Source organism: Paenibacillus sp. sgz302190 (genome assembly GCF_059820445.1).
This window is the reverse complement of record NZ_JBZYAO010000020.1, coordinates 117,274-141,556: the sequence shown is the minus strand read 5'-3', so window position 1 is coordinate 141,556 and position 24,283 is coordinate 117,274. Positions and strand designations below refer to the sequence as shown.

Below are 24,283 nucleotides of genomic sequence, written 5' to 3'. Positions count from 1 at the left end.
ATATTCAATTAGATATACCAGTTCTCTTTCCTCATTCATGTCCTTTCAACCCCGATACATGTTTGTATCCCAACGTTCCTTATAAACCCTTTCCGTATCTTGCGAAGACATTTCTCGCAAATTCTCCTCAAACTGCAGAATGACAGCACTTGCATCAAATGCTTCTGGGTATCCTACTTTATCAAAAGCTTCAATTAATGCACCTATTGCCTGGATAGACGTTAGGGAATTCGAGTATTCATAGAGAAGGTTATCAAAAAATAAGGATGAATTCGAAACTGCAGCCTTCTGAAGAATTTGATCTTTGCTCCTCAGAAAACCAGTTAATGAATCAAGGTAATAGCTTAAAGTATTCTCCATATGCACTTTTTTCAAGTGGGCCTCCAGTAGAGCAATTAATATATCGACTTTCTCCGAATCAGGTAACGCCACCGTGCTTCCACTCCGTTCTGATTCCGATTTTTTAAAGCGATCACGGAGATGCCCGACATAAATAGAATCCGGATCATCCGGGTTGTATTTGCGCTTCACTGCTAGTTCAATCTCATCGATAATTTTTGCAAAATCATGAACGTTAGGTTCAAGACCAAAAGCTCGCTTCATCCCCCTATAATGACGAAGAAAAACGGTCTTCGCTTCTTCACCAGGATAGCCTAATTGTTCCAATTCGTTAATAACTCCTAGGGCATAATGTCTATTCATCATTCGTCGGCTTGTCATTCCGTCATCCTCCGTCATACTCAGTCCTTTAAGATAATTATACCCATTAGTGATCGGTTAGAGACAAAATTTCATGACCATATCATCTATCTGCATGCGCCGCTGCCGAAAGTACCCGCTCCTCGCTCCCCATGAGGGTAGCCGGTCATGCCCAGCGTTCAGGTCATTGCTCTAATTCCAACTTTTCTACATGCCGAGATGGACCAACAATTACTCGTTAGAATGAATTATATAAGGAAGAAACCGACTACCAAGTAAGATAGACGGTTTCAATAGCTAGCATATTTAGTCTCCTTGTATTAATTGAATTTCACCTAAACATCAAATCAATTCAATCAGCAAGAAATTCTTCGTGTAGTGTCTCATCAAGACTTTCAAACTCTGAGCCATCGATAATAAAATGATCTTTAGACTCTTTATTCATCTACTTTCGTTGTTGGGACGACGCGAACATAGGTGCTTTTGCGACACAAACATATGCGCATTAAAAAGCCGACCGCGGTTTCAACAGATTCGCATGAAGTGACCTTTCGGATCAAGAAGTTCAAAGCAGATGTATTCAGTCCAATAGGTTAACGGGAGAACGAAAGATTGAGATGGATCTGCGTTAATTTATTTAGATATAACACATTGTTCTTATATCGATCCCTTAGTGTGTCGGGGCTCAATATATAGTGGGCGTTGCCCCCAACTCCCCAAAGTGTTCCGTCCTGCATGAGAATCAGGGATTGACGATAGCCCGCTTCAACAGACTTGACTGAGGGCAGGTCAGGCACCTTTACAGGTTTTGCAACGCTCCTCCCTAACTTTGAATTGCCGAGTTGACCATATTCATTATCTCCCCACGAATACAGAGCTCCGTCTCGATCCACTGCCATAACATGGTCTTTCCCCGCATCGACCTGAATGATATTCGCAAGTCCTTCTATCTGTTTCGGTTCCGGATCATCGACGTTCCCCATACCGAAGTAGCTTTTGATACCCCATGTCCATACAGTGCCGTCTTGTTTGAGAGCTACTGCAAAATTATTGTGGTTCGAAACAGTAATGATAGCATGCAGGGTACTTAGTTGCTTTAACTCGGATTTTGTCGACTGCGTTTGCCATACTGTGCCGTCTTTTTTAAGTACTACTGTGAAATCATTGCCCGGGCTCACGGATCGAACATCCGTCCACGGGGTTTGATAAGGTTTCTTATAGATGTGCTCACTCAAACTGTACGCTTGCCCCAGCTTCCCGTCTGAATTCGATCCCCATGCGAACACGCGGCCTTCGCCGTCAACCGCGTATATACTGGAGTGATTCATTTCAACAGAAACGATGTCTCGCAGCCCCTCTACTTGTCTAGGAACGATTGTTGTTTCATATTTTGCTTCTCCGTTGCCCCATAAGGCCCCGTTGTTGAAGCCCCAAACCCAAACTGTACCGTCCTTTTTCAACACAATACCAGCATCGCTGTCCAGCCTGGCGTCAACAACACCTTGAAGAATAAGGGTCGGCTTCTCGTAAAACTGTCCCCACGTCCATAAATCCCCTTCAGCGGTCACGATCGCAGCATTGGTTGATATGATGCTCATTTTGTTAATGTAGGTAGGGGAAATAGTCTCGTGCTTCGCCCAAAGTCCTTTGTTTTTCTGTAAGGCATCGGTCTGCAATGGGGTAAGTTCACTATCTAAGCCATCTTTTTGCAACTCCAAACTTTTCGCCGCATATCCGTCTTCAACAAGCTTAGCATTTAAAAAGATGTTATCTTGCAAGTACACATTTACATGCTGGTGCTTGTTACGATCGCGTCCACCGCGAATTTCAATAGACGCCTCCGCACCGTCCGAAAGTAGTGACTTGATATATGCCGTTGCTTCTTGACCGTTATGAATAGGGGAAATACCGGCAAAGCGGACGGTGTCTTCGGTCCCCTCCTCCATCCCGTCTGTGTAGCGTATTTTAAGATACATTCCGTCCAAAACTTGCTCGATACGGACGCCGTGCCTTACGGAATAATTGATGGATACGGTTTGACTGGCTTCATTCCAACCAACCTTCGCTCCCAATGCTTCTGCAATAAAACGAACCGGCAACAAGGTAGACCCGCCGACAATTTGCCCCGGTGTTTCCAGGCGGAGTTCTGTATTATTCTTATGAGCAATCTTCTTTCCGATTATATAGGTGAGTTCGACATCACCAAGCTGAGCTAATACAGTCTGTGTCTCCGGCTCCCATTGAATAGAGGCTCCCATTCCCTCCAAAACACCGCGCATGGGCACCAATACACTGCCGTTTTCCTTCATTGGCGGGTTTTCAAAGCTAAGAAGAGTTCCATTTAATAATACCGATATGGGGCGCGGTATTTCGGAAGCCTTCGCTTTTAGGATAAGGGCCTCTCCAATCAAAAATATCAAAACAAAAATATAGATTCGAGTTTTCATGGGTGGCTCCCTTGAGTTGGATTTGGCAAGAGAAGATATTCTAATATTTCTACGCTACGCTATCCTATTCTTTTCCTTTATTTGCAACGATTCTGCCCGTAAGTGGAGCAAGTTGTCTTGCCTGACTAAAGGATTAAGCGTCCGCGTTATGTGTCGCAGTACGATTATGCGCATAAGTTTGTGTCCTAGCGCCGCGACTTAAACATATGCGCTTTGAACTAAAAAATCCCCATTTTACATTGATCCCAAAGCACCTATGTTTGTGTCGTTAGACAAAAGGTTTAGACTATCCCTCTATTCCGAAAAACTTCTTAAGTTTACAAAACAAGGTGTTTTGTGAAATAGTTCTAATTGAACTATAGTTTCTCGTTAACTGAATCATTTTGAGGAAGTTCAACGAATTCAGCTAAACGATCCTTCTCTCAAAACGATGTCTCTTTCGAGAAGGTGTGGCTTCAAGGCTGCTTCAACAGTGTCATCGCAATCGGTTGTGACATTCGGATATCAAGTATGGTTGGTCCGGGGGGAGCGATGAAACAAGTGTTTCTGGTTCCTTTCATAGATGATGCAAAACGTTTGTGCTGCATGGTTTTAATCTAACATATAAGAGCAGTGCAAATTAAATTCACACTGTTCTTATATGTTAATAGCTCTTCGAATCACGAGTATTCTTTCGAATTTTCAGATAGAATCTCTGCTTGAGTTATAGGCCTTTAAGGCCGCTTCAGCTCTCGCACAGGTAACCCAGAGTTCAGGAACTATTTTACAAAGACATTGTAAATGTGAATAAAGTATCTCGCCTTCATTTCCTTCCAACTTACCAAAAGCTAAATCTGTCAGGCCTTCTCCAATAAATTCTGTCCATTTAATTAGATCTCTATTGCTTGCAGCAGCAACAAGGTAAATCATCAAAGCTTCCTGAATTGACAAAGGAAACTGAGCATCATGCCTGTATCTTCGTACTAGAATTTGTAATTCGTCGGCGAGAATATTACTTCTAGCCGTAGCGGCAACAGAGGCCAATCCATTTAATATAGCTAGAAGCTGTGCTTTATCTTTCACGCAAGCTAGTCTATAGCTGCCAAGTTTTAAAGCTTGTGCAGCCAATTCCGTATGATGTGATTCAACACGGTATAGTAATGCCGAATTCAATAAAGTAATAAATGACGAAGGTCCAACTTTCTCAGCACCTAGCTGCATTTCTATCACCTCCGAAAACTCAGCAGGCAGTAACAGTGTACTACTATCTACACCTTCTAACGGTCCTGGATAATATAGATGGTGAGTCATAACAAGTGAATGAAGACTCCCTGTCATATCGCCAAAAACAAGGTCATGCAGCTCACCTTCATTGATATTCTCTTCGTATTTCTTGGCTGCAATCAGAATACGGCCAAAGAATTCAGCTTTCATTTGTGACGCCGATGCAAGATTAGGGTTCCAACGAGGCTCCAATCTCATATCAGAGAGCGATTGGAAATAGTACTGCTCTGCACGAGTGTTTAACGCCCAATTACAAAAACTTTCAATATCGACCCCAGAATCCACAATTTGACGATGAATTAAAGCTGCCTGTGACAAAGATGCTAACCTTCTATAGAAAGGGGGTTCTGTTGGAAATAAACGAATCCTTGATAACTCACCATCTACAAGAACAAACAATGCCGAGAGTAGCTTGAATCCGCTTCCTGTGCCATCAACCTCATCATCTCGGATTTGTTTGATGAGAGCAATAATAAGTGGTTCGATTTCAGGTCTTTCTGGAAGAATTCGCATGCCGATTTCTATCGCACCTAGCTGTGAAATTCTATCTCCATACCTTTCTAAAAAACGAAAAGCACGAATAAGGTCTTCACTATTCAAGTGTTCAACAACAATTTCAGCCGTTAGTTCAAAATGCAATGACAAATATAGACTTAACAATAGGCCATCATATGCGCTCCACATAGACAATTGCATAAAGTGTTCTCTAACATTACCTTTGGCATATTCTTGAATTGAAGCACTTCCATCATAACTTCCTACTAGCCTCTCAAAATATCTCTTAGAAGGAGGAACAAGAGAAGTTACACTGCACTGTCCATTTGTAAACTCCTTGTTAATTAATCTTGCTTTATAAACCGGTGTATTTTGAAGATCATTGGAATACTCATCTATTTCATCATCATTAAAAGCTCGTTCTATAAGGATATGACGCCACTTATCTCGAACAATAAACGGTAAATTAGCTTCAAAGACCGCCTTATCAAATGAATGCAACCTTATGAGACTATCCTGAGAGAACGCCGCAAAGTCAGGTAAGATTAAATACTGGTTATCATGAGAAATAGCAAGACTTGGTGACCCTCCTGATTTATTTTTTATAATTTCTAGCTTCCATTTCTTATTATCGGTGTCGGTTATCACTACTTCTAATTCACCCAAATAAATTCTTCGAACAGCATCATAGAGCTCGGATCGTTGAACCGAAACATCAGTATCATTAAAGTGAAGAACCGCATCCAAACTTAATCCGTATTCATTACGAAACATCTCATCTTCAAGTAAAGACTTATGTATCATTGGCGACATCAACTTTAATGCAGCAAGTGCTATTATAGACCTATTATAAGGCATATCCTCATTATTTTTCCCATCTGTCAGTTCCGTATCAGCCATCTCAAAAATTTTACTTCTTTGCCACTCTACTATCCAATCATACAGTTCCGGACGCTGTTCTTTAATCGGTAATAATAACCTATCCTCTATCCAACTCCAGTACGCTTCTTTCAGCTCCTGTGGTACGTCAGAAGGAGGTGTGAGTAACATTAGGACAAATGGTCCTTTTCTATTCAAACCAAAACTATCAGAATCTTCTTTCCCAAGAATGTGAGTCCAGCCACAAATGTCAATTTGATCCAATATCCAATTAGAATAGGCTACACTGCTAGAATTATCAGCTTCAACTTTCCATAAGCTCTTTAATACCCGATTGAACACTTGAAGTGTTTCATATAACCATGGTGCTTCTTTCGGGATCTGAAGCCAGTTACTCATCCTAACGCATAGAATGCTCTCCCTGAGCGCTTTAAGTTCAGCTGTCTCGATAACCTTATTATCAATGATAGAAGTTCCAGTAAGATGGGTTGCAAGTTCTTCATCAGTTATTGGAACAAAAAAATATCCAGCTCGGCGGAGCAAGTTCATGGACTCCAATCTTTCATCGGAAGTTATTAATTCTTTGTCGATCAGTACGTCTAAAACGTCCAGCGTTGATATGATCAATGATTGTTCGCTGCCATTATCCATATACCCATTCTGGTTGAGGTATCTATCGTCTGAAATGATTGCATCACAATTGGATGCCAGTGAAATTACATCAATGGTCGGATGTTCATGAATCTCAGGCTTTTCCAGTTCATAATTTTTCCTTTGTCTTCCAACTTTGATCTTCCCTGTTTGGATTCTCGAACGTAAAGCAGACCTTATGTGTTCTATCAATTCTTCTATCTTACCTGAAATGCTTTCATAAGAAATTAATTCATTCACTTCCGTCACCTTTGAGGGGGACGCAATCGCTTTAAAACCTGCTGCTTGCAGCTTTTCTAGTAATCCAAGATGGAGGAAGTGCGAAATTGTCAAATCATCTAAATACAATGTTGCACCATTCGAAATATCTGGTTGATGCGGCCAAGGCTTCTCGTGAAGTTGCAGATAGGCAATTGCTTTCTTTTCTTCCAAAGCAGTAATTTGACCTTTTTGCCGCAACTTAGTAACAATCGAAAGACAACTGCTCATTACAGCCTTATGTTCAATCAAATCGGCTTCTTCTTCCATAAATGAATTAAGCAGATGGACTGGAGACGACCGGACGACAATATGCTGTGTACCTTCGTCTCTAACCTTTTCCGCCTCTGCTATTAACATTGCTAGCTCATCTCCAACTTGCGATGACAATTCACTGTCTGACACAGCACTCTGAACAAAACTTTCAAGAACACCTGTTGCAAACATATCTCGCACTCGGCGCGCGTTCCTTATCCGACTTGGCTGGTGGAATGTGACCTTTTGTTTCTCCTCAAATAGCCATTTAAGAGTTGAATGCGGTAAATAGACCTCATTGAAAGCGTCAAGAACCCCATCCAAAAGATTTAAAAATCCTAATGTAAGCAATGCACTAGCATCTATACCAATAACATTAAAAGGTTTGAAGTATCCCAGTTGCCGCCTGCCACTATACGCGAAAATAGCTCCTCTACGCCTCGGGTCTTTCTCTAACAGGTTTGCATGAGCTGGGAAAAGCATTAGACTAATTAATGATTTGTTAAGTAATTCAGCAGCAAGAAACTGTGGCATTTCGCCATGACCTAGCAACTTCCATGTTTCGGTTGCTTGACGGTTCCACTCAGGACTCCAATTAATTAGTTCGGATATTGTAAACTTTTTAATTGGCCCATCCTCACCGGAAAGTTCAGCTGCTTTTTGAAGCCACCCTGAGACCTCTGGATCATCTTCCCAACCAGCGTTCGTAGCCAAAAAGTACGCAGCTGCTAATACTCCCGCATCTTCTTTACCTTTGGCTGCTGCTTCAAAAACCAATTCCTTAGCATGAAACGATCCCAAATGAAAAGCAAGTTGAGCCGCGGCGATCATCTCTTGTGCATTCCTGCTCTCTTTCTCATGTAATTCGTTAGCAATAAACATAGACAGAGAGTGCCAATCACCCGTAGCAATTCCAAGATTGACCTGTAATGCACGATAATTAGCATTCTTTTGATTATCAGTTATCTTTGCTAATTCGTAGTTAGCTTCTAGTAACAAGCCTTCATGATACAATGACCAGCTATACAATAATTGCAGGTTCTTCGATTGAGTCAATAAGTTTGTATTTGCTTTGATCAGTTCGATAAGTCGTTCAGTATTTTGTGCCTTACTTAAGGCGTTCGCCAATTGCTCCGCGTGACTAACTGAGTGGGTTCTTTCGAATAACATTTCTCCGTACACACACAGATTTATCCAATCCTCTCTGGATTCAAATGAGTCAACTAACACAGCCAAATCACTTAGAGAATTGGTTTTTTTGAATTGTATCTTTCGAGCTTCAATAGGATCAGTTCCTTCAGCCTCCGCTATTACTCTTTTTAGGCGACTTTCCTCAGCCTCAGAAAGTCCTTCTAACAATAGTAAATCCAAACGTTCATTAGCTCTTTCAAGATATCCTGCTCTCGATAACATTTCTATTTCAAGAAAATATATCGACTTTTTATCAAGATGCTTTAATAAATCTTTGGAGTGTCGAGTTATGTAATTTGCAACATCTTCTGGAGTATCCTTTGTAAAGGCAAGAGCAAATCGTGCAATCGCAGCCTCTTGTGTAATTCCACCATGAAGCATAATTTGACGTTCGATCTCTTGCTCGACTGCTATCAGATCCAGTTTTATTCCGAATTGGAGTCCGAGATGAACTAAGCGAAGAGTGGGTTTAGGATGTCGGAGTTTTGCCTCCAAACGCCGTATTCCTTTATCGAAATTCTCAGGATCCCTCAGTTCAAGCCAAAGTGCGTATTCATCGTCTGCAAGTGCAGCACCTAGACAGTTAAGTTGTTGCGCTATATTAGAAGCTTCTATAAAACAATTTTGTGCTAAACGTCGGTAATTGATCGAGGTTGTGTCTGCTGCTAACGGGAAATCAACTGCTTCAAATGGCATCTGGTTGCGCACAAGAGATCTAAACTCAATTGGCACAGTGCTTAAAAGATATATTATTGCCTTTAAATGATAGAGCGCTGGGGCTTCATCTAAATCCCTTTCACTTATCATATGAAGACTGTCCATTGCTTCATCCCATCGGTTAAGCTTAAGTAACTGTGTTAAAAGAAAATACTTACCATCAGAATCTAAATCATTTGCTTTGTATCCAACATTCATAAGCCAAATAATTGCATCTTCTGCACCTTCATGATGAGCGACGATCATAAACGCCGCTGACCGTGAGATTGGTAGCTCGATGCCAGCCAAAGTGCTTAAAGCCGCGGACTTGTCCCCCTTATGTGAAGAGAAGAATGCCTTCGCAATATGAATTTCCGGGATATCACCTAAACTTGCTGCATGTCTAAGATACTCTTCTGCTTTGTCCAGATCCTCAGTATAAAATAAGAAACGTGCGCACCAAGCAAGTGAACGGCACCTAAGCAAATCAGAACCTCCGGAAAGTTCTCCAGCAACAAGCTTTCTAGCAAACACTATAGTAGAGTGGACTCTATTAAATTCTGCAAAAAATCGGGATTTGCGAATAATCTTTAGTTCTTCCTCTATTTTCTGATCAACAAGCACAGTTGGACTCGCTTTTTTTCTTGTTGTTTCTTTGACTTTCACAGTTAATTCTCTATCTAAAAATTCGGAAATCTGTTTCAAATCTTCAGTATCTTTTTCTTTAACGTGTTGCATAATGTCCAGATGATTAATAATATCAGTATCTTTCGAAAAAGAGAAAAGACCGCTTGTATCAAATGTTGTTGTATATTTTTTCTTCCTGATTAGCATTAAAAAAATTAATTTGTCATACTGAGTATAGAGCTTCTTATCATTAAACTTTACTATAGTATCAATTATCTTTGTGCTAGAGTTATCAGAGGTGACTTGTATAGCAATTCTACTAACTGGGTCAGCTAAATCAATTGCCGACATATTCTTTTCAAGGATATTCAAATTTATCAAGTTATAGCCGTACACTAGCTTCAAAAACTCTTTGTAGAAGTCCTCCGCAATAATATTGATATCAAATAGACTAATACAATTTCTAAGTTCAACTTCATGTGCAAGTTTTGCCAATGAACTCGATATTAACTTTAAATAAATCTCTTTATTCATGTTAACAACTCCAATGTAAAATACTTCAAGCGCTCTTATAAGTCTAGCATCTTTTAATTACATGAACAGCTAATTTTTATGAGGAAAAGAAACTTCGTAACTTCCATTTGATTCAACACTTATCATATTTAGACTATTACTCAAACTCATTCATTAATTCTGGACTTTAATAGCAGCAACTGTTCTATTAATTATATCACCAATTTACAAATTCAGGATGTTATAGCAAACAGTAAACGCCCTCACTCTAGACTAAGTTATTAAAAACAGTTAATGTCAAAAAGCCCTTTAAGAGGGCTTTTCGCATTTGAGTAGTATTGTATTGTTGCAAGCCTGTTGATTAACCACTAAATGGTAGAAAAAGAGCCGTCAACCCGGTAAAATGTTTGTACCCCTACAAACGAACCGGAAGGTGACGACTCCATGAAAAAGTCTAACACGATTCTCCCCATTCTTCAAACGCTTCTTACGTCCGAAGAAGTCGAAGCCATCGTCCAGGCGGTCGGATATGTAGATAAGGCGCGAAAATTCACGGTCTATCATTTGCTTCAATATTGTGCGCCGCAGCCAGTGAAGAATGGTCCGGGTATCGTTTCGGTGCAGATCATGCGGCTCACAGCGGTTTGTCTCCCGTCCACTATTCCTGTTTCTCCGGTAAGCAGCCGATGTACCGTTTGCTGTGTTTAAAGAATTGTTTCAATTACTTGTCCGCAAATGTAATCGGGAAACCCGGCGAAAGCTGGCTTTTCCGAAAGAATGGCTGCTCATTGACTCCACGACGATGACGGTAGAGAAAACCCGTTTGCCTTGGGCTCCCTATCACGGAGAGCGGGCTGCGGTCAAACTGCATGTCGCCCTGCGAGCTCAAAACGGACAGCCGCTTGACGTCACGGAAACGATTGGCGCAAGGCACGATGGCCCTGTATGCGAATCCTTGGAAAACCCCGACTTCATTATGGTCATGGACCGCGCTTACGGCAAACTGGAGCGCTTGGATCGCTACAAACAAGACGGACAATCCTTCGTGATCCGGCTTCGTGACAATGTTCATTTCGAAAAACCGTATGCGTTGCGGCGTCAAACCACTGGCGATTTTCCAGTCATTCGGGACATCACGTGCCAACTGGGAACGCCTCAATGTCGATCAAAGCAGCGACACCACGTGGTCGTCTTTCATGACTTTGAAGGTAGAGAAATTCGCGTTGTGACCGATTGATGAGCGTTACCGCGGAACAAATCGCTCTGATCTATAAAGCTCGTTGGCAAATCGGCGTGTCCAGCTAAGGACACAACATCTTGTTGGTGAAAGTCCAACCGGGGAAAAAGACTCAAACCCCGTAGCCTGAGAGGCATCATGAAACGAAAGTAAAGTGATGGAGCCCTCTGACAAACATCCTATAGGGATATCGGCGAAACTCCAGGTTGTAACGTACAGTGAACGCAGACGTAGCCTCGTTACACGCAATTCCGGTGGCTGAGACGGTCGATAACGCGCGAAAGCAGCAAGAACTGATCGAAACGAGTCTGAGACGGCAGTTCTCACCGGCGGGGTATCAGCGGCGACATGGAGGGAAAGGAGTTGTGGAAACTGGAGAAGCCCTCGGTACCCGGTGAAGAAATCTCATCGAGGAGGCCATCCCTATAACCGTGACCGGGAAGTGGGACAGGCAGGTGCCAGGGTGGCGGATCGGGCTGTAGTACTGGCGATCCATGTGCACCATAACACATGGGGAGGGAAGGGCCCGGACCGGTAAACAAATCCGTACGACCAAAGGAGGCAAGGGTGCCATGACAAAACCACCCGTCAGTTTGCAGGAGCTGAGGCGGCGGATATATCGAAAGGCGAAGGCCGAACCTACCCATCGTTTCTGGGGATTATTTACACATATCACCAAGATGACAACCCTTCACGAAGCATATCAACACGCGAAGAAAAACGGAGGTGCCCCAGGCATTGACGGACAAAGCTTCGCAGATGTGGAACGGGAAGGAGTCATCCCGTTTCTGGAAAAGATCCAAACCGAACTCCAAGAGGGAACGTATCGACCGCAAGCTAACCGTAAGGTGGACATCCCGAAAGCGAACGGCAAAATGCGAACGTTGCAAATTCCATGCATACGAGACCGTGTGGTACAAGGGGCACTGAAACTCGTTCTGGAATCGCTATTCGAAGCGGACTTCTGCCCGAATTCATATGGATTTCGTCCGAAACGTTCCCAGCACCAGGCACTAGCCGAAGTAAGGCGAAGTGTACTGCGACGGATGACTATGATCATCGATGTTGATTTATCTCGTTATTTCGATACGATACGGCACTCGATATTGCTGGAGAAAATTGCAAAACGCGTTCAAGACCCTCAAGTCATGCACCTCGTGAAACAAATCATCAAGGTTGCAGGCAAAATTGGTGTACCGCAAGGAGGCCCGTTTTCTCCACTAGCTGCCAATATCTACCTGAACGAGGTCGACTGGACGTTCGATGCCAGAAGGCGATTATGAAGCAGTTAACTACCACCGCTTCGCCGATGATATGCTAATCACCGTAAGCGGTCACTCCAGCAAACGCGGGTGGGCGGAACTTGCCTTACAACGATTGCGTGAACAATTGGAGCCCTTAGGAGTGGAACTCAATCTGGAGAAAACTCGCATGGTCAATGCCCTGAAAGGGGACGCTTTCACATTTTTGGGGTTTGATTTACGTAGAGTTCAGAACCGGAACAATACCGGATATTTCATCCTCATGACACCGAAGAAGAAAGCCCGAGTGGCAGTCAAAACGCGAATCCGCGAAGTCATTCAAAATGGAGGGGCAAAACCAGCTAAAGAGATCGTGAAGCAAATCAATGCGATACTGGCCGGTTGGGTGAACTATTTCCGCGTGGGAAACTCCAGTGATGCATTTAGCGAAATACGCGACTACACGGAGATGAAAATCCGGACTTTGCTAACCAGAAGGAAACGGAGACGAAAAAGTAGCATCGGATGGCGAAGATGGAGTAACGAATACCTTTATGGCGTACTGGGGCTATACTGGGAATGGAAGGTCATCCCCCTCAAAAACGCAGAAGGATTTCGATGAAAGTGTTCACCATATCGATAGGTCCCATAACCCTTTCGACGAAGTTTACTGGGTGAGCTTCTTGAGGGAAAACCTCATGAGCAGTTCTTATGGGGAGGGGCTGGAAATGGGCCTAATGGCGCCGCGCCAGTCCTTTACCCGACAGGTGTTCTTTCTTTGGATCAAGCAACACTTAAACATTCCAACGCTATTTGGTACAACCGAAAACGCCGTCTATGGCCAGCTGTTCTCTGCACTGATCGTATTTGTGCTGCTCAAGTGGCTATTTGATGGGGCAAGACAAGCGTTTCCTCGTCATGCTAATCTCTCTTTTGTCCGATTTGCTCGCTTGCTGCTTTTAGGTGAACTGCCGGTTGAATGGACAATTCGCATAGATCGTCTGGTCAAACTCCATTGCAGATCAAGTTTAGTTACATATTCTGGTTAATCAACAGGCCTGATCTAAAGTTATTCTCGTTCTCTGCTGGCAGCACTTTCACGAGAAAACCTCCGGGCTTCAGCACGCGAGCCTTTTCCTTGAAATCCTCTAATGTATACCGAAATGAGGTTTCATTATACGACTTGTCGAAGCGGCGATCTTAGGCCGAGCGTTTCCTCCAGACTCCGCCTCGCGATGGACACCCTTGCTCTTGGCTAGTGGTTGGCCACAACAAGCCCCCACAGCGGACTTTCACCGCCTAGTTAGTCGCCATGCGTGGCGCACATGCCTGAGGCCGGTTCTTGTTGAACCGGCCTCTTCTAAAGCATCTTGCTCTTTTTCTTTTGCCCTTGCAGGATGGAATTTTTTGTCCTAAGTCTCAACCCACCAAAATCCTAGCTCGTCTTAGTGTAATATTTTCAAGATGTTATCGATTGCTTCCTTTTTTTTGTTAACGAAAATAGACTGAACTTCGCACTTACGATATAAAAACCGGCCACCGACATCAAGCTGAGGACAAAACATAAGACAAATGCCGATTGAAAGCTAAAAACGGAGGAATACCACCCTCCGAGAATCCCGCCTATAATTTTACTAATTCCGAGCAGAACGAGAGAATTTATCATTTGTCCGGTTACCTTCAGCTCTTTGATGACATGGCTATTCACATACTCCGCCAGGCACAGGAGTAACAAAATATAAGTGCCACCGTATATCATGCATATGAACAGAATGGTAGCGGACGACAGCGCATAAGCGTTTAAAATTGCCATCAGGGCAGTGATCATTCCGGAGAAGATCAACGTATTCCGAATTCCGAACCGATCGTAAATCTTTTCGAAAAAGATCATAAACGGAAACTGGCTGAAGGAGCAAATGGCAAGTCCCGTCCCAATCAGCTCCGTGCTGATGCCCTTTTCACTACTGTAAATGGCGAAAAACGACAAGAAAAAATTCAAAGCGATGGATACAATCAAAGCATAAACATAGAGTATGACAAGCGGCCTGTTTTTAAATATTTCCGTCAAACTGACCTTCTTTTGCCGGCTCTGGTGGCTTTCCACCTTAGGAATCCCCATCGATAGAAGAAAGGCCATTAACATGAGCAGGGATGTCACGAGAAAAATACTGTGAATGTTCCGTGCAAACAGCCAGCCGGCCAATACGGACATGGACGCGTACCCGGCCGAACCAATCATACGCACGCTGGCAAAACGGACAACCCCCTTTGACGATAGCTCCAGCGTAATGGCATCGCTCAATGGGATAATCGCTACCTGAAATAAGCTGAAAACGGACATGGCAAGAAGCAGCAACCACACGGTATTCCCCGACCAAGCGATAAGCCACACGCTAAGCGCGGAAAACAGCGTACAGAAGATCAGCACCCGTTTTTTTAACGGGACCGGTCGCTGACGATGCCCCAGAACGGCTGGGCGAACAAGCTGACAATCGCACCTATGGAGGTCAATACACCGATTTCGAAATGTCCGATGCCAATTTTCGTAAAGTAGAGGCTGCTATAAGAGATAAACACCCAACCCATAAACATGAATGCGTAGAACAACGCTAGATTCATACCGATTTTGTTCATGCTGATCTTCACTCCTGAACGAGCGGAGCTGCTTCAGAAGCAACTATGTCAGGTGCAGGACCGTTGTTGTGACGTATGTCATAGCGAGCTTGTCTTCGTGGGCGAAAAGTTTGTGCGTACGGAAGTGGAGTTTATCCCTGCCCGCGTGCAAGCGATTGATATCTACAGAGAAACCCTAGAGTGCCGGACCTGTCGGAAAGAGGACAAGCCTCAGATGAAAAAGGTAACGACGCCAGCGCCGGTCATCCAGCATTCGATGGCCTCCGCTTCCTCTGTGGCATGGGTCATGTACCAGAAGTTTGTGAACAGCATGCCCCTATACCGCCAGGAGAAGGAATGGAAGAGCATCGGCTTTGATCTGTGGCGAACTGGATGATCGCGGCCACGAGAGACTGGCTGAAGCCACTGGTGAATCGACTGTATGAGACAGTTCAACAACATTGTACATAACGCAGAGCCTGTGGATCTTCATGAACCATGGGCTTTTCTGTTTCAATACACCTTCTTGTTTGACGCTTACTATGAAGACGCTCCTTAATAGAAGACAAGAACAGCCCTAATTACTTGGGCTGTTCTTGTTTTGGTTCCAGCTTTTGAACAATAACATTCAATTCAAGAAGGAACGCAGTCCGACTTAAAACATTGTAACTTCAAACCCACTGGTCTTGGCATAATGCATAAGCCGGATGGCATTACTTCCAAACAATGTGGTTTATGTGGCAAAGCATGGTTACACCTTTGGATGTCCACATTGCTCACCTATGGGCTTTCAAGTTATTAGCTGGCAGTTGGTTCTTTAACTAAATTTTTATAAACTCTTCTTAAGTAGTCAATATCGAATAATTCATCCGTCTCTAAGTAAGTGCGATAAATCATTGCGTCTAGTGAATTAATACCTTGAATTTTCTCGAATTCAGTTAGTTTTCTTTTCATGATTCTCTTCGCACCGTCTACATTGTGTCCATACTCTTCAGCATTAGATATCAAATCAAACATTAATGAGGATAGCTTTCTTGGAATTTGAACTTCATACCTCGATAACAATTCCAATCTAGACAAATGATTACTACATACAGTACTTGCTACACCATCATCTACCGTCAACTTAGCTATAACTGATGAATCATAGCACTCTAACTCACATTTTAGTATTAATGTTTTTTCATCAAATTCTTCAAAATATGGATGGAAAATAATCCTGTTTTTTTGGTTGTCTAAGAATGTTGTAGATTTTTTTTCATTGCAATAACTACAGCTGGGTATAAGGTTGTATATATGTACTGCAAATTCAGGGAATAAATCTTTTGGCAAATAATGATCCATACAGTGAATGTCTCCAATGCCGCAATATGCACATTTAGTTTTATAGTGAATATTTTGAGCACTAATAATGTCCTTCTTTAGCTTCTTAACTAACTTTGTATTACCTGTATAACAATGAAGTAATGCTTCTTTTTCTCGATCATTAAAGTTGGTATATGCTACTATTGATTTTAATTCATTTTTATGGGTCTCATATGCATCATAACAGTTTTTCACAACATCATATGTCGTACTATATTTATAGTTATTACTTCCTTGTTGTTTTTCTCCTATTAATATCTCTTTAACACTATGCTTGCTTATGGAGATGTTCTCGTAGACTTGGAATGCATCTGATGCAAGCAGGTTCAGTTTATGAAATGTCATTTTATGTCACTATCCTTGTTATACAAACTTGAAATAAACAACTGTGCCTTAAAACTCAACCTGTCATTGAATAATTGTAGTAACTCCTCTTCACTTTTTACTTTTGACCACTCAATTAGTAAAGATCTATATAGACTTTCATTGTTTAATACATTAAATATATCTGCGGTAATATCAGATATATTAGTCCCAAATGTTTCGATATTAGGTTCATTGAAATCTACTTGACCATCGATAAGTGACATCTTTCTTACATATCTAGATGGTATCTCTTGTAACAATATCGGGGAGTGAGTGCATAAAATGGCATATGATTTAAAATGAGTAAATATCTTGTTATATATTCTCGCCAGGTTTGCAATTGCATTTGGGTGCAAGTACAATTCAGGTTCGTCTAAAAAAATTAATGAGCCGTCTTCAATTTCGCTTAGCAATCTACATAACATTGAAATAAAGATACTTTGTCCAGAACTAAAAGTATCTGTGAAAAATTTCGTATAATCAAAGTCAATATCTAATTTATAGTTTAGTATATTAGAACTATTAATAGATTCGACAAATAGAAAGTTTAGGTTATTCTCCACTATTTTTTTGTATGCCCGTAAATTGATTTCGATTACTTCACTAGCAGTATAAACAGACTCATCTTTTTTATGTAGACCTATGTAAGTATAGTTATTATATTTTGTATGAGATTCAATATCATGAGATTCATGATGGTTATTTATAGAATTATCCTTATTTTGTTTATCATTTGATTTTCCCTTAAAAAACTTATCAAAGACACTAAACGATATCGCGATTACTTTATTATATATAGGTATATTGCTATCTATTTCTTCTTTGTTTCTTGTTGGCATAGAAAATCTATTTTTATTCTCTTCATTCGAACTATCGAATAATGATTGTGCTAATTGATTTAACAATCTTGTTTTTCCGACTCCGTTCTTACCTATTATTGCAATCATTCGATTTGGTAATTCTCTATATTTAGTAAAATCAAAATCGAATCTTGTGTAGTCTTCGTCAACGCCTAACTGGGCTTTAAATCTGAAATAATAATCCCTATCTCGAGTTTCTTTTTCTAAGAAGTACTTAGAGTTTACTTCTGAATATAAATATCTTCCTTCAGACGATCTAAAAAGAGAGTTTTGAATCCCTTCATGGGATATTGTAAATTTATCGTTTTCTTCGATTCCAGTTATAGATATATCTCTAAGTTTTTGTAATATCACCTTTGCTTTGCTAATTCCTAGTACTTCAATAAGATTCTCGTAATACTTTGAATTAAAGCCTAAGGATATGTAATCCGATGATAATTCATCAAAGGAATCTTCTATACAATGTCTTGTTTCGGTCTCTTTATAATGCAAGATTCTAACAAGGCCAATTGTATGGAAGTTGTTGTTTTCCCAACAATCTAAATAGAATGTAGTCTCATATCCATAATCATTCCAATTATCCTTTGTTAGAACTAAGAACTCCCCACCTTTACCAGCTAATGTTTGATTGTTGATTCTTTCATTTCTAAACGTTTGAGTGTAAAATAATGACACTGTTAACTCCCCACCTTTATCTAGATGAACGACTATCATTAGTTTGATCTGAACGTAGATTCGTGTCTTCTTGCAATTTTTGAATTTTCATCACAAAAAAAGCTACATATTATCTTTAGTAGGGGCGGCTTCTAATTTAACTCTTTCTATTACAAAGAATTGTGTAATATCAAACTTCACAGTCCTACCCTTATAATACCCGTCGTAATTTAATTCGAACGTTGTATTATTTTTACTATCAACATAATGCGCAAAATAATTCTGATTATGCTGTTGTATCTTAATAAATCCCTCGAAATTAATCCAATTACTGAGTACGTAATCTGTTAATTTCTCTGTAAGAATCTCAACAGATTCTGGATTCAAATTCTCCTCAAGTATTTGAAATGTTGCGGAGACTACTGCCAGCTTACCATAGCGTAATGCGTTACCATAGTTAGCAATACCAAATTTGTTATTGCTTTGTTGACTGAACGACTTCTGAATTCTCTCTAGCTTCCTGTAACTTAAAAGAGCAAAATACATTTGATCGAAATTATCAATAGTATTTAATACTTCAGTAATTGATTCTTTTTTAAATATTTGCTTTGTGCTCGCTCTTCTTGCTTGCGAAGGGGATTCCGCGATTGAATAGCATAAACGCAATAACAGCTCTCTATCAATTATTTTTGATCTGTCTATGTATTTGTTTGACAGGCCATCAAAGAACTCCCCACGTTTTCTTTCATAAAACAGCCCATATATTTCAAAAAAATATTTTTGAAGCTCTATTTGTATTTTATCATTTGAACGCCTATCTGCATCATCAACTGCTGTTTGTTGATTAGTCGCTTTGGAAATCTCTTCAATTAACGAAAGTATAGACTCTCTTTTATTATCTTGTATATCTGTGAAAGTTATGATTTTCAACATTACTTCTTTTGAAGCAAAAATTTGATCAGCTGACCCCTCACTTAAACACTGCTCATAGACTTTGCTTAGTGTATACGCAGTTTGACCACCGTTAATAATTTGAGGGTTTTTAATATGCAATTGACCTTTATCTTTCTGACCAATTCTTTCATTTAGACTTGTCTCATCGGATAAAATTGTAATACCGTTGTTGAACAATGAAAACTCATTTGTTTTATTCTCTCTTATAGTCCTTGCAATTTCTTTATTGACTGGGTTGGTGGATAGATCTAGGTAACTTCTCGGATTATATTTTAGGATTGAATTTTTGTACCGATGCAATATCTTAGCAATTTCTAAAGTTGGAACAAAAAGAATTGTTATTTCACAATTGCTATGTTTAGTTTTTACAGGATAGCTGATTCTCGACTGTGTAAACTCTTTGTTTGCTAAGTTAATATTAATTAACAAATCAGATTCATTGTAGTAAGTTCCACTCACTACTGGAAACACAAGTTCATCGTAACATTTCTTGAAGTTGAATAACTCACACGCATACCCATCAGTTAATTTTTTTAGTTTTATCGGACTTATCTCTTTGAGATTTGCCATAATAAGGATTTTATAATTGTACCGTGCAATATCATTAATATTTTGCAGTTCAAGAATCATTCTTCTGATTTTTGAGTTGTACTCATTCCCATCCTCACTTTTTGTTTCACCTTCCAATATTCTACCGATATCCATATTCAATATCTCACTTAATTCAATCTCTTTATTATGAAAGTTATTATCCGTTGTTCTGAATTTAGACTGAATAAAGTAAATATTTCTTCTTTCGTGATCTATGTAATATGCATCTATGCCTCCATCGTATGATTCATCTGTTATATAATTTTCTCTTTCCTTAAAATCCAACATACCAAATTTAACCTTCAGGTAGAGATGAATAAACGCACGTGCACGTGCTTGACTAATCTTTTCCCTTTCTTCCGGTAATGGATGATATCTTTTATAGTTTGATGGCGCTTCTAATCTAAGCTGATCCAGAATATTTACTAATATTTCATATTTATTTTTAGTACACTTCTCACTATTGGTATCCATTTATATATCCCCTTCAATTAATAAAATTGGTTTATTAAAATATTCGTTCTGCATTAGTTCTCCACTTATATCTGAATATTATTTATAAAGCGAAAGTAATTCAGGAAGCGTAGTTGATATAACAAGTTTCTTTCTTTCTACATCAGTTGCTCGATGGATTTTATTATGGCAGACAACACATAGTGAAACGATATTGGCTTCAACATTCAGGCAAAATTTAAACTTTGATTGATACTTCATTGGAATCAGATGATGGGCTTCGACGTAGTTTTTGCCTGTCGCCTGAGATAAAAAATGTTTATGATTCGAATCAATTTCACAATGATACCGTGCATGCATTAGCGCATTTTTTGCAGTCAGAATGTTTCGTCCCCATACTTTTTTTTGATTCCCTACTGTAACTTCAAGCGGAAGCCTTGGTTCATCTTTAACTTCCAATAACATCCCATGCTGTATTATCTATAGCTTGCTGATAGCTATCCTCTAGTTCAGACAAGTCATATGTTGCTTTAGAACAAAGGAGCTTCTGGGAAGATAGAAGATTGTTGAATTGCCCTAACTTGCTGCAATCGAGGTTGTGCATCGTTTGGCTAAAACCAGTAAAATCACTCCAAATTTTCTTCATATCATCTTTCTGCAAAGGATCAAGGAGTATACAAATAGAAAATGGATCGAAATAATAAGCGCCTTTATAGCCGCTCTGATCCGGTGCTGGAAATCGCTCGTTTTCGATTAAATAAGCATATGCAATTATACTTGCTTGAAACTGAAACAAAACAAGCGTATCCTTACTTTCTTTCAAACCTTTTTTGTACAAATACCTGGCTGAGGGCAAGTATTTTAGAAAATATCCGTTTTGAACTTCCCACACGCTTTTCCCCTTAAACGATTCGTCATCGCCAGACATGGGAATTGTACGAATGGAGGAAACATTTGATAAATCGATCATATCGCTGTCCGTCCCTTAATATTCTGATTGTGGTCTTTGCGGCAATATTGATAGTTCGAACACCCATAAAACTGCTTGCCAGCACCTGAGACCTTAAGCTCCATATACCCGCCACATTTTGGGCAATAGGTTTGTTTGTCAATTAGACGTACATCATTATATGTTCGTCTACAACTTGGATAATTGCTGCAGCCTAGAAACACTTTTCCTTTTGCATTTTTTCGTTCAACTAAAATTCCTGTTTCACATTTCAGACATTTGGGATTATTCGTAATTGGATTGCTGATCAGCAAAGTATTCACTTGTAATCCGTATTCCTTCATAAGTTCTGTTACGAATACCGACTTATCTTGTTCGGGAGCTAAAATGTAAAGTTCATTTTTTGTGCGTGTCAATGCAACATAAAATAATCGTCTTTCTTCGGCAAAAGCAATTGAATCTGGTGTTGTCAAAACAAACGAAAGCACGAGGTCATCGGATATTCGACTCGGGAATCCAAGTAACTTATTCTCTGCATTGATCAGGATGACATTTTCTGCTTCGAGTCCCTTGGACTTGTGTGCTGTCAAGAAGAATAGTTTTAACTTTGGATACTTGCTGTACTTAACTATCTTACTCTTCTCATCAACTACAAAATCGTCTGCTTCATTAATAAAATTCACATCTCTATTGTTTCTGCCAAGTAGCATGATGTCGTCTTTCAGCCCATACTTTGCAACAATTGTCTCGATAGTATTGCGAAGTACATCAAGTTGGTTTTGTTTATAACCGATAATTTGAATGGGGTTATTTGTTGTTTTCCCAGATTTCAAATCTTTAGAGAGCTGTTTTTTATTCTCCATTACGAATTTCCCAGCGATATTGATAAGTTCTTGTGAGTTTCGATATGTCCGTTCTATTCGTAATAACTCATACTTACCGAAGAACTCCCCAAACTGTGTAAACAGGTCCAGATCGCTACCTGTGAACCGGTAGATAGATTGCCAATCATCTCCCACGCACATCACTTTGGCGCCTGTTTTATCCCGTATAGCTTTAACTAATCGGAAGCGGCTTTTGGAGATGTCCTGGTATTCATCAATTAAGATATATTTGTAGGGAAAATTGCATGAAGGCAAATGGGCGATTTGGGTTGCATGATTAATCATATCGTTAAAATCTATTTTGTTTTCTATAAACAGCTTTTCATTATAATAAGCAAAAATCGGTCTACAAATATTAAAGAATAGTTCGTTACGTATTTTCAAGAAATGGTTGAAATGAATTTCGCGGCGATTCCGCTCCAACAATCGATCGAAATCCTGATCTGTATAGCCACTAGATTTGAATAAATTTAAAAAAGAGCAAATAAGCTTGATAAACTCTATAAATTGATCGTTCTGCTCACGCTGGCAAATAATTTCGTAGAGGTTACGTACATCGATCTTTTTGAACTTTACGCCATGTTTCTCAAGATTTTCAGTTAATTTACTATAAAGAACCCCGTATTTGTTGTAATAGGAATACGATTCGATTAATGTCGTTTTCTTTTCTTTATGAATGTTACGCTTCCAATGTAAGCCGCTTATATATTTCTCTTCTTCTATTCCTTGGAGCCAAGGAACTCTTAATTCTTCGGTGACGCCGAAATGTTCAATGTAAATCTTATACTCAGGCAAATAAAAATCAGGCTTATATTGCCTGAACTCTTTAGTTGCCGTGGGGAATTCGTAATCCTGTTCATACACATATTCAACACCGTTTAGAAAAAGGAAATTGGCAATGAGCGTCTCTTCAATACTCTTCATGGATTCGCCTTTAAGTGTCTGCAGCTTGTCGGTTGCTCGCTGAAGCTTACCTTTTAATGATTCGAAATCCATTCCTTTTTGGGATTCATAGAATTCACCAAGCTTCTCAAATTCTTCGCGATCTTTTGGAATCGTTAAATAAACACCGAAAAAAGTAATGATTTGTTCTAATAAAACAGGATCAGAAGCAATCTCCGACTTAAAATACTCTTGAACATAAGGGTCCATATTTTGTACTATTTCTTTCTTAACATTGGCATGTTTTGCAATGATTTCATTACCAAGTTTATGAAATGTCTTGACGACCACATCGAGATTTAATTTTCCGGAAATACGTTCTTGCATCTCAGCAGCAGCTTTATTCGTGAATGAAATCAATAATATTTCTTCTGGACAAACGTTTCGTTTTTCAACAAGAAATTTAACTTTGCCAGAAATCGTGAGCGTCTTCCCGCTTCCAGCACCGGCTAAAACCAAATTACTATCTTCATCAGTTAAAACAGCTATTCGCTGCTGCTCATCTAAAGATTTGCCATCAATGTTGCTAAAAAGTTGATCGTTCACGATGAGCTCTCTGGAAATGTACTCCTGGTTCCATACCGGAATGAGGCTATTAAAATTGCGAATTGTTTGCAGGTATGTTCGGACCATATCGTTATCAATTTCAGAAGCGTCAACTTCTTTGTAAAATTTATACAACTCAGCATGCGATTGAAGAAAGCGGATTTTAGCCGATTCCGATAAATAGTCGGTTTTTAATACCTCTAAATCGGCAAAGAAATGCTTAATCTTCTCTAGATATTTTTCTTGAGTAAGCTTTAGCGTTTCTAATTGCTGTACGACCAACTGATAAGAATTGAATGCCTCATTTTTAAGGCTGCCATATATTCGATTCAGCTCATCATATTCTGGAACGCTTTTAATCCATTGTTCTAACTTTACGTACCGCTTTAAAAAGCCTTCATTAATTTCAAATGGGGACTGTGCATTTAATATTAGGTGTTGTGATTGATATCTGTTAATAAAAATTTCATGATCCGTGCAAGCCGCATATTTTTCAGTTTGATACTTTATTGAGGAATAGTTGTCGGCATATGATTTTTTCAAATTAGACACAAAAAGAATGATTTCATTTAGAAATTTTTTAGCTTGTGGTTTGAAGTACAGACCTAATAAGTAATAAATTAATCTTCTCATGAGAAACTCCAAGTTTATAAA

Annotated in this window: 14 protein-coding genes and 2 pseudogenes; 5 read left to right on the top strand and 11 right to left on the bottom strand. The window is 39.9% G+C overall.

Translation table 11 applies throughout. The features are described 5' to 3' along the window. Window positions 1-45 precede the first annotated feature (45 nt). From AC6RNO_RS21815 to AC6RNO_RS21805, 3 genes are all read right to left on the bottom strand, one after another. The gene (locus AC6RNO_RS21815; protein WP_497106738.1) at window positions 46-720 is read right to left on the bottom strand and encodes a hypothetical protein; all 675 of its coding nucleotides are present in this window, start codon (window positions 718-720) and stop codon (window positions 46-48) included. 572 nt (window positions 721-1,292) lie between these two features. After that, window positions 1,293-3,146, bottom strand: a complete 1,854-nt coding sequence (locus AC6RNO_RS21810; RefSeq protein WP_497106737.1) for an RCC1 domain-containing protein — start codon at window positions 3,144-3,146, stop codon at window positions 1,293-1,295. Window positions 3,147-3,827: 681 nt separating this feature from the next. After that, complete coding sequence (locus AC6RNO_RS21805; RefSeq protein ID WP_497106736.1) at window positions 3,828-9,995, bottom strand: SMEK domain-containing protein; 6,168 nt, start codon at window positions 9,993-9,995, stop codon at window positions 3,828-3,830. Between the two features lie 423 nt (window positions 9,996-10,418). Here AC6RNO_RS21805 and AC6RNO_RS21800 point away from each other — a divergent pair, with 423 nt between their 5' ends. From AC6RNO_RS21800 to AC6RNO_RS21785, 4 genes and pseudogenes are all read left to right on the top strand, one after another. Continuing rightward, window positions 10,419-10,682: a hypothetical protein gene (locus tag AC6RNO_RS21800; protein ID WP_497106735.1), complete on the top strand. Its 264-nt coding sequence runs from the start codon at window positions 10,419-10,421 to the stop codon at window positions 10,680-10,682. Continuing rightward, window positions 10,675-11,211 carry a transposase gene (locus tag AC6RNO_RS21795; RefSeq protein WP_497106734.1) on the top strand — a complete coding sequence of 179 codons (537 nt, stop codon included), beginning with the start codon at window positions 10,675-10,677 and terminating at the stop codon, window positions 11,209-11,211. The genes AC6RNO_RS21800 and AC6RNO_RS21795 overlap by 8 nt, the downstream gene beginning before the upstream one ends. A gap of 572 nt (window positions 11,212-11,783) precedes the next feature. After that, window positions 11,784-13,074 (top strand): annotated as a pseudogene (gene ltrA, locus AC6RNO_RS21790) (group II intron reverse transcriptase/maturase). Window positions 13,075-13,150: 76 nt separating this feature from the next. Continuing rightward, a complete protein-coding gene (locus AC6RNO_RS21785) occupies window positions 13,151-13,501 on the top strand; it encodes a hypothetical protein (RefSeq protein WP_497106733.1) in 351 nt (116 codons plus the stop codon). Between the two features lie 410 nt (window positions 13,502-13,911). On the opposite strand, the gene AC6RNO_RS21780 is transcribed toward AC6RNO_RS21785, so the two are convergent. Both AC6RNO_RS21780 and AC6RNO_RS21775 read right to left on the bottom strand, forming a co-directional pair. After that, window positions 13,912-14,880, bottom strand: a complete 969-nt coding sequence (locus AC6RNO_RS21780) for an MFS transporter (protein WP_497106732.1) — start codon at window positions 14,878-14,880, stop codon at window positions 13,912-13,914. A gap of 8 nt (window positions 14,881-14,888) precedes the next feature. Then, window positions 14,889-15,086: an MFS transporter gene (locus AC6RNO_RS21775; protein WP_497106731.1), complete on the bottom strand. Its 198-nt coding sequence runs from the start codon at window positions 15,084-15,086 to the stop codon at window positions 14,889-14,891. A gap of 7 nt (window positions 15,087-15,093) precedes the next feature. On the opposite strand from AC6RNO_RS21775, the pseudogene AC6RNO_RS21770 reads away from it, so the two are divergent. Next, window positions 15,094-15,497 (top strand): annotated as a pseudogene (locus AC6RNO_RS21770) (IS66 family transposase zinc-finger binding domain-containing protein); the annotation flags it as partial. A gap of 366 nt (window positions 15,498-15,863) precedes the next feature. Here AC6RNO_RS21770 and AC6RNO_RS21765 read toward each other — a convergent pair. From AC6RNO_RS21765 to AC6RNO_RS21740, 6 genes are all read right to left on the bottom strand, one after another. Continuing rightward, on the bottom strand, window positions 15,864-16,775 hold the full coding sequence (locus AC6RNO_RS21765) for an HNH endonuclease (RefSeq protein ID WP_497106730.1): 912 nt from the start codon (window positions 16,773-16,775) through the stop codon (window positions 15,864-15,866). After that, entirely contained in the window at window positions 16,772-18,331 is a 1,560-nt protein-coding gene (locus tag AC6RNO_RS21760; protein WP_497106729.1) for an AAA family ATPase, read from the bottom strand. The genes AC6RNO_RS21765 and AC6RNO_RS21760 overlap by 4 nt, the downstream gene beginning before the upstream one ends. A 102-nt stretch (window positions 18,332-18,433) precedes the next feature. After that, complete coding sequence (locus AC6RNO_RS21755) at window positions 18,434-20,329, bottom strand: AIPR family protein (protein WP_497106728.1); 1,896 nt, start codon at window positions 20,327-20,329, stop codon at window positions 18,434-18,436. Between the two features lie 78 nt (window positions 20,330-20,407). Beyond that, entirely contained in the window at window positions 20,408-20,767 is a 360-nt protein-coding gene (locus AC6RNO_RS21750; RefSeq protein WP_497106727.1) for an HNH endonuclease, read from the bottom strand. Then, entirely contained in the window at window positions 20,757-21,278 is a 522-nt protein-coding gene (locus AC6RNO_RS21745) for a hypothetical protein (protein ID WP_497106726.1), read from the bottom strand. The genes AC6RNO_RS21750 and AC6RNO_RS21745 overlap by 11 nt, the downstream gene beginning before the upstream one ends. Next, complete coding sequence (locus AC6RNO_RS21740; RefSeq protein ID WP_497106725.1) at window positions 21,275-24,262, bottom strand: UvrD-helicase domain-containing protein; 2,988 nt, start codon at window positions 24,260-24,262, stop codon at window positions 21,275-21,277. Before AC6RNO_RS21740 ends, AC6RNO_RS21745 begins: the two co-directional genes overlap by 4 nt. Window positions 24,263-24,283 lie beyond the last annotated feature (21 nt).